The organism is Geodermatophilus sp. URMC 62 (assembly GCF_052931475.1).
The window spans coordinates 3,133,781-3,147,496 of sequence record NZ_JBRFHY010000001.1 but is presented as its reverse complement, the minus strand read 5'-3'; the positions used below and the strand labels follow the sequence as shown (position 1 = coordinate 3,147,496).

The window sequence follows — 13,716 nt, the reverse complement described above, 5'->3', positions numbered from 1 at the left end:
CCACCCCTCCCCTGGAAAGCCCTCGATGACGTCTGCCCCGACCCGGGCGACGGCTCCCGCCGTCCCCCTGTCCGACCGGACCCTCGGCGACCTCCCGCCCGAGGTCTCCGTCCCCACCTACGACCGCGCCGCGCTGCGCCCCGGCATCGTGCACGTCGGCGTCGGCGGCTTCCACCGCGCCCACCAGGCCGTCTACCTCGACGAGCTCGCCCGCCGCGGCGAGCCCGGCTGGGGTGTGGTCGGCGTCGGCCTGCACAGCCGCGCGATCGGCGAGGTCCTCGCCGGCCAGGACCGCCTCTGGACCGTGATCGAGCGTGCCGCCGACGGCGACCGCGCCACCGTCGTCGGTGCGCTGACCGCCTACCTGTACGCACCCGACGACCCGGAGGCGGTGCTCCGGGCACTGGCCGACGAGGCCACCCGCGTGGTCACGCTGACGATCACCGGCACCGGCTACCGCATCGACGCGCACAGCGGCGAGTTCGACGCCGACGACCCGCACGTCGCGCGCGACCTGGAGGACCCCGGCACCCCCGAGACGGTCTTCGGCTACCTCGTCGAGGCCCTGCACCGGCGGCGGCAGGCGGATCTGCCGCCGTTCACGGTGCTCTCCTGCGACAACATGCAGTCCAACGGCTCGGCGGCCCGCACCGCGGTGGTGTCCTTCGCCCGGCTGCGCGACGACGACCTCGCCGACTGGATCGAGGAGCACGTCGCCTTCCCCAGCAGCATGGTCGACCGGATCACGCCGAACACCTCCCCCGAGGACCGGGACGCCATCGCCGCCGCGACCGGCGTCGACGACCGGTGGCCGATGGTCACCGAGCCGTTCCGCCAGTGGGTGGTCGAGGACACCTTCTGCAACGGGCGGCCGCCGCTGGAGCAGGTCGGCGTCCAGTTCGTCGACGACGTGTCGCCGTACGAGACCGTGAAGACCCGGCTGCTCAACGCCGGGCACAGCGCCATCGCCTACCTGGGCTACCTCGCCGGCTACCGGACCACCGCCGACGTCGTGGCCGACCCGGTGTTCCGCGCGTACCTGACCCGGCTGATGGCCGAGGAGATCGCGCCGTCCCTGCCCGAGGTCCCCGGCGTCGACCTCGACGAGTACCAGGCCACGCTGCTCGACCGGCTGGCCAACCCCCGGATGGCCGACCAGCTGGCGCGCCTGGGCCGCCGGGGCTCGAGCAAGATCCCCAACTACCTGCTGCCGTCCGTGCGGGCGGCCATGGAGGAGGGCCGCCCGCACCGGCTGCTGTGTCTGGCGGTCGCGGGCTGGCTGCGCTTCCTCCGGGGCCACGACTACGCCGGGGACGAGGTGCCGGTGCAGGGGCCGCGGATGGACCTGGTGCCGATCGCGCAGGAGGCGGGCGGCGACGCCGCGCCGTTGCTGGCGGAGCAGGCGGTGTTCGACCACGTCGGGCAGGACCCGCGCTTCGCCGACTGCGTGCAGGAGGCCCTGTCCGCGCTCGACCGGCAGGGGCCCCGCGAGGTCATCGAGGAGTTCCTCGCCGCGGGTGGGCAGGCGTGACGGGCGGGCGGTCCCGGCCCCTGGAGCCGGCCGCGGTCACCACCCTGCTCTGCGACGCCGACGGCACGCTGTTCCCCTCCGAGGAGCCGGCGTACGCCGCGTCGGCCGACGTCACCAACCGCTTCCTCGCCGATCTGGGGGCCGGGCGCACCTACGCACCCGACGAGCTGCAGCGGATGACCAACGGCAAGAACTTCCGTGCCGCCGCCGGGGACCTGGCCACCGCGCACGGCCGGGAGCTCACCCGCGCCGACCTCGAGGACTGGGTCGCGGAGGAGAAGGACGTCGTCACCGCCCACCTGCGCACCGTCCTGGGCCCCGACCCCGCGGTGCGCGGGCCGCTGCAGCGCCTGTCCGGCCGCTTCGCGCTCGCGGCGGTCACCTCGAGCGCCTCCTCCCGCCTGGCCGCCTGCCTGGAGGTGACCGGGCTGGGGCCGCTGTTCGACGCCGGCCGCAGGTTCAGCGCCGAGGACTCGCTGACCGAGCCGACCAGCAAACCCGACCCGGCCGTCTACGTGTACGCCGGGGCCACGCTCGGGGTAGGCCCGGCCGAGGCGGTCGCCGTCGAGGACTCGATCAACGGTGCCCGGTCGGCGGTGGCCGCCGGCTACCCGACCATCGGCATCCTGCAGTTCGTGCCCGAGGCCGACCGGCGGAACCGCGCCGAGGCGCTCCGCGAGGTCGGCGTCGCCGCGGTCGTCGGGTCGTGGGCCGACGCGGAGGACCTGCTGTGCTGACCCCGCCGTCCCGGCCGGCCCGGCGGGGCCGTGACCGTTCCCCCGTGCCGCTGGTCCTCCACTGGGGCGGCCCTCGTCACGGTGAGGTCGACGACGTGCCGGCCGAGCAGCTGGCGTCCTCGGTGCTGGTCTACGACGGGCCCCGGTGGTTCGGCGTCTACCAGCGCTTCCAACCCGTGCGGGTGCAGGCCACACCCCGTGGGCCGGCCGAGGTGTGGGTCGTCCGCGAGTAGCCGGTCGGAGCCACGCGCCGGCTCCCCGGGGGCAGCCCGCCGGGGAGGACGGGAGTGTGCGGCGCCCGCGGGCTGTTGCACCACCTGACCGACCGGTGCACGCCACCGGTCCCGCCGGAGCGCCGGCGGGAGGGACGACCGCAGCACACCAGGAGACCGACCGATGACCGCGCCTGCCCCGACCCGCCCGGACGACGCAGGATCCTCGTCGGCCGACGTGGTCGCCGAGGCCGCACGGCGGCGGACGTTCGCCGTCATCAGCCACCCCGATGCCGGCAAGTCGACGCTGACCGAGGCACTGGCCCTGCACGCCCGCGTCATCGGCCAGGCCGGCGCGGTGCACGGCAAGGCCGGGCGGCGCGGCACGGTGTCGGACTGGATGGACATGGAGAAGGCCCGCGGGATCTCGATCACGTCGGCCGCGCTGCAGTTCTCCCACCGCGGCGCCGTGGTGAACCTCCTCGACACCCCCGGGCACGCCGACTTCTCCGAGGACACCTACCGCGTGCTCACCGCCGTCGACGCCGCGGTCATGCTGGTCGACGCCGCGAAGGGCCTCGAGGCGCAGACCATGAAGCTCTTCGCCGTCTGCCGGCACCGCGGCATCCCCGTGGTCACCGTGGTCAACAAGTGGGACCGCCCCGGCAAGGACGCCCTGGAGCTGATGGACGAGGTCGCCGAGCGGACCGGTCTCACGCCGACGCCGCTGACCTGGCCGGTGGGGATCGCCGGCGACTTCCGCGGCGTCCTCGACCGGCGCGACGGCAGCTACCGGCGGTACACCCGGACCGCCGGGGGTGCCACGGTCGCCCCCGAGGAGGTCCTCCCCGCCGCCGAGGCCGCGGCCCGCGAGCCCGACGCCTGGGCCCGGGCGTGCGAGGAGGCCGACCTGCTGGCCGCGACCGCGGGCGAGCACGACCAGGACCTGTTCCTCTCCGGCGTGACGACCCCGGTGCTCTTCGCCTCCGCGGTCTCCAACTTCGGCGTGGGCGCGCTGCTGGACGTCCTCGTCGACCTGGCCCCCGCACCCGCCGCCCGCCCCGACGGTGACGGGGTGCCCCGCCCGGTCGACGCGCCGTTCAGCGCGTTCGTCTTCAAGGTGCAGTCGGGCATGGACGCCGCCCACCGGGACCGGCTGGCCTACATCCGGATCTGCTCCGGGGTGTTCGAGCGCGGCATGGTGGTCACCCACGCGTCGACCGGCCGCCCGTTCGCGACGAAGTACGCCCAGCACGTCTTCGGCCGCGAGCGCGAGAGCATCGACGTCGCCTACCCCGGCGACGTCGTCGGGCTGGTCAACGCCTCGGCGCTGCACGTCGGCGACACGCTGTACGCCGGTCGCCCGGTCACCTTCCCGCCGCTGACCACCTTCGCGCCCGAGCACTTCGCCGTCGTCCGGAGCGTCGAGACGGCCAAGCACAAGCAGTTCCGCCGCGGGATCGAGCAGCTGGAGTCCGAGGGCGTCGTCCAGGTGCTGCGCTCGGACCGGCGCGGGGAGCAGGCCCCGGTGTTCGCCGTCGTGGGCCCCATGCAGTTCGAGGTGGCCACCCACCGCATGGAGCACGAGTTCTCCGCTCCGGTGCGGCTCGAGCCGCTCCCCTACACCCTCGCGATGCGCACCGACGAGTCCTCGGTGCCGCGCATCACCGCGACCACCGGCACCGAGGTGGTGCAGCGCAGCGACGGCGAGCTGCTCGCGCTGTTCACGAACAAGTGGGTCATGGGGGTGGTGCGCAACGGCAAGCCGGACGTGACGCTCGAGCCGCTGGTCGCCGCCCAGCTCGGCTGACGACGGGCCCGGGTGTGACCTGAGTCGCCCGTCGCGGCCGGGCGTGTTCCGATGCCCGTGGGGATCGGGACGAGCGCGCTGGAGGCGCACGTGGACCGGAGTCAGGGCACCGTCGCGGTCATGGACGATGTCCAGCGACCAGTCGGCCACGCTCGTCGACGGCGTCACGCCCACGCCGCAGGGCCGTGGCCCGGCCGCACGCCCTGCACGGCGGCTTCCGGTGCGCCGACGGCCGCTGGATCCTGCCGTTCATGCCCGAGCCCCGGTGGTGGGCGCCGTTCTGCGAGGCCGTGGGGCACCCCGAGTGGATCGAGGACGAGCGCTTCGCCGACCGGGGCGCCCGCGCCGCCCACATGCCGGAGCTCACCCGGCTGATGGACGAGGCCCTCGCCTCCCGCCCGCTGGCGGAGTGGAGTGCGCTGTTCGACGAGCGCGGCTCCATCGGGGGACCGGCGTCCACCGTCGCGGAGTTCGCCGCCGACGAGCAGGCCGCCGCCGACGGGCTGTTCCCCGAGGTCGGCGACGCGACCGGACGGCGGTTCCGCACCGTGCGCGCGCCGCTGCGTCTGCAGGGCGGCGGCGTCGGCCCGCGCGGGCCCGCACCGGCGGTGGGTGAGCACACCGCGGCCGTCCTCACCGAGCTCAGCGTCACCGGGGACGACCTGGCCGCCCTCGTCGGTGACGGCGTCGTCGGGCGGCCGGGCGCCTGAACCCGCGCGCCGCCCCGGCCCGGGGGACGCCGCAGCGGCGGTGTCCCCCCGCGTCCCGGTGCCGTCGCGCCGCGCCGGGTCCACTACCGTCCCGGCATGCCGCTGGTCTTCCACTGGGGCGGTCCACGGCACGGCGAGGTCGACGACGTGCCGCCGGAACTGCTCGTGTCGTCGGTCCTCGTCTACGACGGTCCGCGCTGGTTCGGCGTCTACCAGCGGTTCGAGCCCGTGCAGGTGCAGGACACCGCTCAGGGGCCGGCCGAGGTGTGGGTCGTGCGGGAGTAGTCACCGCCCGCTGCGGCGGCGCCCGGGCCTGCCGGTGCGTCAGTCGCGGCGGCGGTCGCGGCCGGGGACGGCTCCGGTCTCGGTGAGCTCCCGGGCGATGTCGAAGAGCTTCCGGTTCATCTCCTGCGACACCCGGGTGAGCACCCCGAAGGCCTGGTCGGCGGTGAGCTTGTGCCGCTCCATCAGGATGCCCTTCGCCTGCCCGATGACGTCGCGCCTGCCCATCCCCGCGCGCAGGTTCTCCTCGTGCTCGGCGCCGGCCACCGCCACCGCGGCGTGGGCGGCGAACAGGTGCCCGACGTCCTGGCTCTCGTCGTCGAAGGCCCCCGGCCTGCCCGCGTACAGGTTCAGGGCCCCGAGCCGGTTCCCCTCCACGAACAGGCGGAAGCACATCATGGCGGCGGCGCCGAGCTCCACTGCCTGCCGGGCGAACTCCGGCCACCGGTCGTCGGCAGCGACGTCGTCGACCCGGACGACCTCCTGTTCCCACACCGCGTTCAGGCACGGCCCCTGCCCGAGCCGCCCCTGCAGGGCGTCGACCTGCAGAGGCAGGTCGCCGGTCGACGCCCGCGGCTCGATCCGCGAGCGGCCGACCACGTAGCTGATGCCGCACTCCTCCACGTGGGGCACGACCCCGACCGCCGCCGCGGTGATGGCCTGCAGCGTGCTCTCGACGTCGCCGTGCTCCTCCTGCAGCCGCCGCGCCGCCCGGCCCATCACCTCGGCCAGGCCCTCGGCGGAGCCGGTGTCCCGCCCGGGATCGCTCGCGGAGGCCGCCATGTGGGGAACCTACCCGCACCCGGGGCCCGCGACCCCGGCGCGCGGGAGCCCGGCCAGCGCACGCGCACCCCCGGGGCCGGGAGCTGGAGTCAGCGGTCGCTCAGCTCCGCGACGGGTCCGTCTGCACGACGACGGCGGTCCCGGCGGGGTAGAAGAGCCCGGTGTGGCCGTCGGGCTCCCACTGCACCCGGTAGGGCGGCCCCCCGTCGGGCTCGTGGCACTCGAGGACCACGCCGGTGCGCTCCGGCTCCCCCTGGTGTGTGGAACGGACGACGATCCTGTCCCCGACGTGAGCTTCCACGGCGGCCTCCCGGCGCACTCCCCGGTCCCTGTCGTGGGCCCCAGCCTGCTCGCGGAGCCGGGAGCGGGCAAGGAGTTCGTCCGTGCCGGGCGCGGACCGGCGCTCAGGCGTCCCGGTGCTGCAGGGCCCAGCGGGCCACACCGACGGCGGCCACCGCCCAGAGGGCACAGATCACCAGCCCGGTCACCGGTCCGAAGACGTCGACCGGGCGGCCGTACGTCCGGATGGCGACGGCACCGGCGCGGTCGGGCAGGAACTGGACGACGTCCTGCAGCACCGGCACGAGCTCGAGGACCGGTGAGACGAGGAAGAAGAAGGGCACCAGCAGGCTCAGCGCCCCGGACTGGTCGCGCACCAGGACCCCGACGGCCATGCAGAACACCGCCAGGACCGTCGGCTGGACGACGGCGGCGACGAGCGAGCGGACCGCACCGGGCGAGTCCAGCGGGATCCCCGCCGGTCCCAGCAGCGCCTGCGTGGTGAGGAAGGTGGCCAGCGCGGTCCCCGCCGCGGTGAGGAGCACCGACCCGGCGCCGACTGCGAACTGGGCGGCGAGGAAGACGCCGCGGCGCGGGACGGCCGTGAGCGAGGTGTGGACGGTGCGGTGCCCGTACTCCCCGGCGGTCAGCAGCACGGCGAGCACGATCACCGCCACGTGCCCGAAGTTCAGGCCGTAGAAGGCGAGCACCCCGGGGTCGTAGTCGGCCTGGGCCGCCTGCGGCTCGCCGATCGCGGCCACCGCACCGACGCTCACGCCGAAGACGGTGACGGCGTAGGCCAGCAGGCAGACCCACGTCGAGCGGACGGTGGCCGCCTTGATCCACTCGGCGCGCAGCGCCGGGACGACGGCGGTCACGCGGCACCCCCGGCGGTCAGGGCGAGGAAGGCGTCCTCCAGGGAACGCTCGACCGCCGTCAGCTCGAGCAGCGGCACGCCGGAGCCGGCGGCGACCGCGCTGACCCGCTCCGGGGGCAGCCCGGCCACGGACAGGGACCCGCCGTCGCCGGCGATGACGGTCGCGCCGTCGGCGACCAGCAGGTCGCGGAGCCGTCCGGCCTGCGGACTGCGGACCCGCAGGAGGTGCCCGGCGGGGTCGGCGAGCAGGTCGCGCAGCGGCGTGTCGGCGAGCAGCCGGCCGCGGTCGATGACGAGCAGGTGGTCGGCGGTCAGCTCGACCTCGCCCATCAGGTGGCTCGAGACGAGGACGGTGCGCCCCTGCGCGGCCAGGTCGCGCAGGTGGCCGCGCAGCCAGCGGATGCCCTCGGCGTCCAGGCCGTTGGTCGGCTCGTCGAGCAGCAGCACCGGCGGGTCGCCGAGCAGGGCCCCGGCGATGCCCAGCCGCTGGCGCATGCCCAGGGAGAAGCCCCGGACCCGGCGGTCGGCGGCCGCCCCCAGGGCGACCAGGTCGAGCACCTCGTCGACCCGGCGGGCGGGGATGCGGTTGCTCGCGGCCAGCCAGCGCAGGTGGTCGCGGGCGGTCCGGCCGGGGTGGGCCGCGCCGCTGTCGAGCAGTGCGCCCACCGTGCGCAGGGGCACGGGCAGGTCGGCGTAGGGACGCCTGCCGACGCGTGCGGTACCGCTGGTCGGCCGGTCCAGGCCGAGCACCATCCGCAGCGTGGTCGACTTCCCCGCACCGTTGCGGCCGAGGAAGGCGGTGACCACGCCCGCCGGCACGTCGAAGGTCAGGTCGTCCACGGCCACGGCGGTGCCGTACCGCTTGCCCAGTCCGCGCACCTCGATCACGGGTTCCTCCCGGCGTCTCTCATGGCACCACGCTCGCCCCCGGCGCCGCCTGCCCGCCTCCCCCGCCCGGTCCGACCGTCTCCCTCCCGAGCGGGAGGTGCCCCCCTCACCGGGCACGGGAGGATGAGGCGGTGCGCAGGCTGCTCCGCCCCGTGACCAGCAGGACGACGTGGGCGCGGGTCCTCCACCTGGCCCTGGGCCTGTGGTTCGCCGTCGCCTGCGCGCTGGTGTGGCCGGGTCTGCCCGACGCGTCCCCCCGTGCGCTGGCCGGTCTGTTCCTCGCTCCCCTGCCGTTGCTCGTGGTCCTGGCCTGCGTGCCGGTCGTGCGCCGCAGCGAGGGCGTGCAGGCCCGGGCGCTGCTGCTGCCGGGCGACGACGAGGTCACCGTCGAGCCGTCCCGCACGTGGTCCGAGCGCGGCCGGCTGCTGCTGTGGCTCTGCGTCCGCGTGGAGCTGGGCGTGCTCGCCGGTCAGGCGACCGGCGCGGCCACGGTCACGGTGGCGTCCCTCCTGCGCCCCGGCACGGACCTGCCGGGCTGGGCGGCCGTGCCGGCCGCCGCCGTGGTGGTGCTGGCAGCCGGCTACGTCCTCGCCGGGCTCGGCGGGCTCGCGGCGGCGACCGCCCGGCGGCTGCTGCACCCGTCGCCGGCCGAACGGCTGCGGGCCGAGCAGGTCCGGACCGAACGGCTGCTGGAGCGCACCCGCCTGGCCGCGGAGCTGCACGACTCGATCGGCCACGCCCTCACCGTCACGCTGCTGCAGGCCGGCGCCGCCCGCGAGACGGCCGGGCGCGACCCGGCCGTCCTCGACGCCGCCCTGACCGCCGTCGAGGACAGCGCCCGGCAGGCCGCCGCCGACCTGGACCGGGTCCTCGCGCTGCTGCGGGACGGCGCACCGCCCCGCGACCCGCCCACGCTGGCCGACGTCGACCGGCTCGTGCGCGCCGCCCGGGCCGCCGGCGCCCCCGTCGACCTGCGGGTCGAGGGACCGGTGGCCGACCTGCCGCCGCTGGTCTCCCGGGAGGCCTACCGCATGGCGCAGGAGGCCCTCACCAACGCGCTGCGGCACGCCGGACCGGTGCCCATCGCGCTGCACGTCGGCGTGCGCGCCGACGCACTCGAGCTCGACGTCCGCAACCCCGTGCCCGTGCCGGCTCCCGCTCCCCCCGGTGGCGGCAGCGGGGTGGCGGGCCTGCGCGAGCGCGCCGCCGTCCTCGGCGGGACCGCCTCGGCCGGGCCGGTGGACGGCGGGTGGCAGGTGGCCGTCCGGCTGCCCCTGGCGAGGGCGGCGTGACGATCCGGGTGCTGCTCGTCGACGACGAGGAGCTCGTCCGCGGCGGGCTGCGCGCGATCCTCGACGCCCGGGAGGACATCGAGGTCGTCGGCGAGGCGGCCGACGGCGCCGTCGTCGTCCCGCTGGTCGCCTCGGTGCGCCCGGACGTCGTCGTCATGGACATCCGCATGCCGCTGGTCGACGGAATCCAGGCCACCCGCGACCTGCGGCGCCGGCTGGAGCAGCCCCCGCGGGTCCTCGTGGTGACGACCTTCGGCGACGACGAGAACGTCTACGCCGCCCTTCACGCCGGCGCCGACGGCTTCCTGCCCAAGCGGGCCCGCCCGGCCGAGATCGTCGACGCCGTCCGCGTCGTGGCCCGCGGCGACAGCCTGCTCTTCCCCGCCGCCATCCGGGCCCTCGCCGTCCGGCACGCACCGGTCCAGGCCCGCGGGCGCCGGGCGCTCACCGGCTTGACCGCGCGCGAGCGGGAGATCCTCGTGCTGATGGCGCGCGGGCTGTCCAACGGCGAGATCGCCGGCGAGCTGTACCTGGGCCTGCAGACGGTGAAGACCCACGTGAGCAGCCTGCTGCACAAGCTCGGCGCCCGTGACCGCACGCAGGCGGTCATCACCGCCTACGAGTCGGGGCTGGTGCCGCTCGAGTGAACGATCCTGGCGACCGTGCGGCCGGCCGTGCCGCACGGGGCCGGTGACGGGCACCCCGGCGCCCACGGCAGGGTCGTCGCCGAGGGGCGACGCCAGGGCGCGGCCGCCGCCGCGCGGATGACCGCGGGTCCGCTCCCCGCCTCCCGGGTCCCCCGGCGTGCCGGGTGGGACGGCTGGGACGGGTGCGCCGGACACGCGCGGCCCGGGTGCCCGGCGGCCCCCGCGCGGGCTCGGACCCTGGCGGCATGACGACTGCCTTCTCCTACGGGACCGCGCACGCGGTCGTGATGGTCGGCTCGGTCGGCAGCCCCGACGGCCTCCAGCCCCGCCAGATCGGCCCGGCGCACGCCACGATCGGCCGGGTCAACGGCCGCAGCCGCAAGTCGCTGTGCGGCGCCTACGTCGCCGTCGACGAGCAGACGCAGTGGCCACCGCAGGACTACGAGGAGCACCAGCTCTGCCCCGAGTGCGCCACCCTCGCGCTGCTCTGACCCGCCCCGCTCACCCGCCGGCGACCGAGGGCAGCACCTGCACCTGCGCGCCCCCGGGCACGGCGGTCGCCAGGCCCCCGGCGAAGCGGACGTCCTCGCCGTCGACGTAGACGTTGACGAACCGGCGCAGCGCGCCGGCCTCGTCGCGGATCCGCCGCTCGAGCACCGGGTGCTCGGCGGCGAGCGCGTCGAGCAGCCCGGCCAGCGTCGCCGCGGCCGGCTGCACCTGCAGCCGCCGGGCGCCCCCGGCCAGGTCGGCCAGGACGCCGGGCAGCAGCACCTCCACCGGTGCGCTCACGGCAGCCGCGCCGCGCGCAGACAGAGGACGTCGGGCAGGTGGTCGGCCACCAGCGTGAACCGCTCGCCCTCGTCGCGGCTGGCGTAGACGCACCCGTCCCTCGTGCCGACGTGGACGCCAGTCGGCTCGGCCTCGTCCACGCAGACGGCGTCGCGCAGGACGGCGGTCCAGCAGCCGTCGGGCAGGCCGGCGCCGAGCTCGGCCCACGTCGCGCCGGCGTCGCGGGTGCGGTGCACGCGCAGCCGCCCGCCCGGCGGCACCCGCTCGGCGTCGGCGACCAGCGGCACCACCCACGCCGTGCCCGGGGTCCGCGGCGAGGCGACGACGGGGAAGCCGAAGTCGGCCGGCAGCCCGCCGGCGATCGACGTCCACGAGACGCCGGCGTCGTCGCTGCGGAAGACGCCGAAGTGGTTCTGGGCGTACAGCCGGTCGGGGTCGCCTGCGTCGACGGCCACCTTGTGCACGCACTGGCCGTACTCGGGAGCGGGCTCGGGCAGGAAGACGGCGCTGATGCCCGAGTTGCGCGGCTCCCACTCCTCCCCGCCGTCGTCGCTGACGTAGACACCGCCGGTGCTCATCGCGACCGTGACCCGGTCCACCGACGGGTGCGGCAGCACGGTGTGGACTGCGCCGCCGCCCGCGCCGGGCGCCCAGCTGGGCCGGTGCGGGTGGTCCCACAGCCCGCGGACGAGGGTGAACGAGCGGCCGCCGTCGTGGCTGCGCCACAGCGAGTGCGGCTCGCACCCGGCCCACACGACGCCGGGCCGGCCGGCGGTGTCGGGCCGCAGCTGCCACACGCGCGCCAGCGCGGCACCGGTGCCGGCAGGGAACCGGATGGCGCCCTCGTCGGTCTCCGACCAGGTGCGGCCGAGGTCGTCGGACCACGTCACGGTCGGGCCCCAGTGGCCGTACTGGACGCCGGCCAGCACGCGCGGCACCGGGCCGCGGACGTCGACGCCGACCGCGGCCACCTCCTGGGACAGCAGGTGCGGCCCGTCGAGGGTCCAGGTGCGGCGGTCGTCGTCGCTGCGGGCCAGCCACAGCCCCTTGCGCGTGCCGATGGCGAGCAGGTCGGCCACGGTGCCCTCCGGTCGTCTCCGGGGCCCGGTGCGGCCCCCTGCGGGGCAGACCGCGCGGGACGGCGGAACTGAGCGGAGGGCGTCGTCGGCCGGGGAACCCCCGTCAGCGGCGGGTGGAACCCCCGGGGCCGTCGCCGGTCACCGGCGCGCGGCCGTCGCCGTCGCCCAGGCCGGGAGCGAGCTTCTCGGCCTCGGCGCGCAGGCGCTCGGCGGCCGAGGCGTGCTCCTGCGCGGCGGCGGCCCGCTGCCGGGCCTCCTGCTCGGCCAGCCGGGTGCGCTCCTCGACCTCGGCGCGCTCCCGGCGGGCGCGGGCGGCCTGCTCCTCGGCCAGCGCCTGCTCCTTCTCCGCCTGCGCCCCGCGCAGCCGGGCCTCCTCGAGGTGCTCGCGCGCCTGCACGCGCTGCTGCTCGCGGCGGCGGGCGCCGGCGACGCGGCTGCGCTTGGCCAGCGCCAGACCCACCAGGGCCAGCACCACCAGCACGACGACGACGAGCAGGACGATCAACCAGGTCTCCACGACGATCCCCTCCCCAAAGTGGTGGGCAGATGCCCGCACGGGCCGATCATGAAACCCGCGAAACGCGTGGTCAGGCGGTCAGCGACCAGTCACTTCAGCGCGCTGCCGGCCCGCCACTCGTCCCACGGGACCGCCCAGTCGTAGACGTCGCCGTCGGACGCCGACAGCGCCGGGCCGATGGAGTTCTGCACCTCGACGACGTCGCCGGGCCGGGAGAAGTCGTAGAACCAGGCGGCCCGCTCGGTCGAGAGGTTGATGCAGCCGTGCGAGACGTTCGCGTTGCCCTGCGACGACACCGACCACGGCGCCGCGTGCACGAACTCGCCGTTGTTGGAGATGCGGACGGCGTACTCCACGTCGGTGCGGTAGCCGCCCGGGGCGTCGACGGCCAGCCCGAAGGTGCTCGAGTCCATGGTGATGTCGCGGAAGGACTCGAGGACGACGTGCGGGCCGTTGTGGCTCGGGTTCGCCTCGCTGCCGGCGCTCATCGGGTACGTCTGCACGACCCGGTCGCCGTCGTACACGGTCAGCGTGTGCGTGGCCGCGTCGGCGACGGAGACGTGCCGGTCGCCGATGGAGAAGGACACCGTGCGGTCCTTCTCACCCCAGACGCCGTCGCCGAGCTCGACGCCGTAGAGGTCGGCCTGCAGCGTCACCTCGGTGTCCGCCGGCCAGTACTCCGAGGGCCGGAAGTGCACCTCGCTGTCGCTCAGCCAGCTCCACACGCCGTCGGTGGGGGTCGAGCTGGTGACCCGCAGGTGGCTCTCGACGGCGGCCCGGTCGGTGACCGGCTGGTCGAAGTAGACGCGGATCGGCATGCCGACGCCGACGGTGGTGCCGTCGAGCGGGCCGACCGAGGGGGTGCTGAGCGTCTCGGGCGTGACGGTGGTGAAGGTGCTCGTCGCCTCGACGGGGTCGTCCTCGGCGTCCTCGGCCGTGGCGGTGAGCGTGTAGGTGGTGCCGTAGGCCAGCGGGCTCTCCGGCGCCCAGACCTCCGTGCCCTCGGTGTCGCCGTCGGCCACCTCACCGGGCACCTGGGCGCCGGCCGCGTCGACGACGGTGACCTCGGCCAGCTCGCCGTCGGTGACGGAGATCTCCACCGGGATGGCCGGGGAGACGTCCACCGAGCCGTCGGCCGGGGCCACCTGCACCTGCGCCGGGGCGCTCTGCGCGGTGGACGGGGCCGCCGCCGACGACCTCTCGTCCCCGCCGTTGCACCCCGCCAGCAGGGCCAGCGCCCCCGCCGTGACCAGTGCCGCTGTCCGTCGCACCCGTGCCGTCTC

Annotated in this window: 17 protein-coding genes; 9 read left to right on the top strand and 8 right to left on the bottom strand. The window is 76.0% G+C overall.

Annotated features, from left to right (window positions below):
* The first annotated feature begins 25 nt into the window (after nucleotides 1–25).
* The 6 genes from ACU616_RS15410 to ACU616_RS15385 all read left to right on the top strand — a co-directional run bounded on the left by ACU616_RS15410 (nucleotide 26) and on the right by ACU616_RS15385 (nucleotide 5,285).
* Entirely contained in the window at nucleotides 26–1,531 is a 1,506-nt protein-coding gene (locus ACU616_RS15410; protein WP_446759322.1) for a mannitol dehydrogenase family protein, read from the top strand.
* Nucleotides 1,528–2,268, top strand: a complete 741-nt coding sequence (locus ACU616_RS15405; protein ID WP_446759321.1) for an HAD family hydrolase — start codon at nucleotides 1,528–1,530, stop codon at nucleotides 2,266–2,268. The genes ACU616_RS15410 and ACU616_RS15405 overlap by 4 nt, the downstream gene beginning before the upstream one ends.
* A 44-nt stretch (nucleotides 2,269–2,312) precedes the next feature.
* Nucleotides 2,313–2,501 (top strand): hypothetical protein, encoded by a 189-nt coding sequence (locus ACU616_RS15400; protein WP_446759320.1) that lies wholly within the window; start codon nucleotides 2,313–2,315, stop codon nucleotides 2,499–2,501.
* Nucleotides 2,502–2,664: 163 nt separating this feature from the next.
* Nucleotides 2,665–4,290: a peptide chain release factor 3 gene (locus ACU616_RS15395; protein ID WP_446759319.1), complete on the top strand. Its 1,626-nt coding sequence runs from the start codon at nucleotides 2,665–2,667 to the stop codon at nucleotides 4,288–4,290.
* A 185-nt stretch (nucleotides 4,291–4,475) separates the two neighbouring features.
* Nucleotides 4,476–5,000 carry a CoA transferase gene (locus ACU616_RS15390; protein WP_446759318.1) on the top strand — a complete coding sequence of 175 codons (525 nt, stop codon included), beginning with the start codon at nucleotides 4,476–4,478 and terminating at the stop codon, nucleotides 4,998–5,000.
* A gap of 96 nt (nucleotides 5,001–5,096) precedes the next feature.
* Nucleotides 5,097–5,285, top strand: a complete 189-nt coding sequence (locus ACU616_RS15385; RefSeq protein ID WP_446759317.1) for a hypothetical protein — start codon at nucleotides 5,097–5,099, stop codon at nucleotides 5,283–5,285.
* Between the two features lie 39 nt (nucleotides 5,286–5,324).
* On the opposite strand, the gene ACU616_RS15380 is transcribed toward ACU616_RS15385, so the two are convergent.
* The 4 genes from ACU616_RS15380 to ACU616_RS15365 form a co-directional block, all read right to left on the bottom strand.
* Nucleotides 5,325–6,065 carry a GAF and ANTAR domain-containing protein gene (locus ACU616_RS15380; RefSeq protein ID WP_446759316.1) on the bottom strand — a complete coding sequence of 247 codons (741 nt, stop codon included), beginning with the start codon at nucleotides 6,063–6,065 and terminating at the stop codon, nucleotides 5,325–5,327.
* A gap of 100 nt (nucleotides 6,066–6,165) precedes the next feature.
* A complete protein-coding gene (locus ACU616_RS15375) occupies nucleotides 6,166–6,366 on the bottom strand; it encodes a DUF1918 domain-containing protein (RefSeq protein WP_446759315.1) in 201 nt (66 codons plus the stop codon).
* 103 nt (nucleotides 6,367–6,469) lie between these two features.
* Nucleotides 6,470–7,222 carry a hypothetical protein gene (locus ACU616_RS15370; RefSeq protein WP_446759314.1) on the bottom strand — a complete coding sequence of 251 codons (753 nt, stop codon included), beginning with the start codon at nucleotides 7,220–7,222 and terminating at the stop codon, nucleotides 6,470–6,472.
* Nucleotides 7,219–8,109 carry an ABC transporter ATP-binding protein gene (locus ACU616_RS15365; protein WP_446759313.1) on the bottom strand — a complete coding sequence of 297 codons (891 nt, stop codon included), beginning with the start codon at nucleotides 8,107–8,109 and terminating at the stop codon, nucleotides 7,219–7,221. The genes ACU616_RS15370 and ACU616_RS15365 overlap by 4 nt, the downstream gene beginning before the upstream one ends.
* 131 nt (nucleotides 8,110–8,240) lie before the next feature.
* Between ACU616_RS15365 and ACU616_RS15360 the strand changes: the two genes are divergently transcribed.
* From ACU616_RS15360 to ACU616_RS15350, 3 genes are all read left to right on the top strand, one after another.
* On the top strand, nucleotides 8,241–9,401 hold the full coding sequence (locus tag ACU616_RS15360) for a sensor histidine kinase (protein ID WP_446759312.1): 1,161 nt from the start codon (nucleotides 8,241–8,243) through the stop codon (nucleotides 9,399–9,401).
* Complete coding sequence (locus ACU616_RS15355; RefSeq protein WP_446759311.1) at nucleotides 9,398–10,048, top strand: response regulator; 651 nt, start codon at nucleotides 9,398–9,400, stop codon at nucleotides 10,046–10,048. Before ACU616_RS15360 ends, ACU616_RS15355 begins: the two co-directional genes overlap by 4 nt.
* 245 nt (nucleotides 10,049–10,293) lie before the next feature.
* Nucleotides 10,294–10,539, top strand: coding sequence for a hypothetical protein (locus ACU616_RS15350; protein WP_446759310.1), 246 nt, complete (start codon nucleotides 10,294–10,296; stop codon nucleotides 10,537–10,539).
* Between the two features lie 10 nt (nucleotides 10,540–10,549).
* Here the strand turns inward: ACU616_RS15350 and ACU616_RS15345 are convergent, their stop codons facing one another.
* The 4 genes from ACU616_RS15345 to ACU616_RS15330 form a co-directional block, all read right to left on the bottom strand.
* Nucleotides 10,550–10,837 (bottom strand): ubiquitin-like small modifier protein 1, encoded by a 288-nt coding sequence (locus tag ACU616_RS15345; RefSeq protein ID WP_446759309.1) that lies wholly within the window; start codon nucleotides 10,835–10,837, stop codon nucleotides 10,550–10,552.
* Entirely contained in the window at nucleotides 10,834–11,916 is a 1,083-nt protein-coding gene (locus tag ACU616_RS15340; protein ID WP_446759308.1) for an exo-alpha-sialidase, read from the bottom strand. The genes ACU616_RS15345 and ACU616_RS15340 overlap by 4 nt, the downstream gene beginning before the upstream one ends.
* Nucleotides 11,917–12,019: 103 nt before the next feature.
* Nucleotides 12,020–12,472, bottom strand: coding sequence for a hypothetical protein (locus ACU616_RS15335; protein ID WP_446759307.1), 453 nt, complete (start codon nucleotides 12,470–12,472; stop codon nucleotides 12,020–12,022).
* A 50-nt stretch (nucleotides 12,473–12,522) separates the two neighbouring features.
* A complete protein-coding gene (locus ACU616_RS15330; protein WP_446759306.1) occupies nucleotides 12,523–13,704 on the bottom strand; it encodes an Ig-like domain-containing protein in 1,182 nt (393 codons plus the stop codon).
* Between the last annotated feature and the right edge of the window lie 12 nt (nucleotides 13,705–13,716).

Bases quoted from the DNA above. Each gene is read 5' to 3' on its own strand.
- ACU616_RS15395 (WP_446759319.1), top strand. From the start codon at position 2,665: ATGACCGCGCCTGCCCCGACCCGCCCGGACGACGCAGGATCCTCGTCG.
- ACU616_RS15385 (WP_446759317.1), top strand. From the start codon at position 5,097: ATGCCGCTGGTCTTCCACTGGGGCGGTCCACGGCACGGCGAGGTCGAC.
- ACU616_RS15380 (WP_446759316.1), bottom strand. From the start codon at position 6,065: ATGGCGGCCTCCGCGAGCGATCCCGGGCGGGACACCGGCTCCGCCGAG.
- ACU616_RS15350 (WP_446759310.1), top strand. From the start codon at position 10,294: ATGACGACTGCCTTCTCCTACGGGACCGCGCACGCGGTCGTGATGGTC.
- ACU616_RS15410 (WP_446759322.1), top strand. From the start codon at position 26: ATGACGTCTGCCCCGACCCGGGCGACGGCTCCCGCCGTCCCCCTGTCC.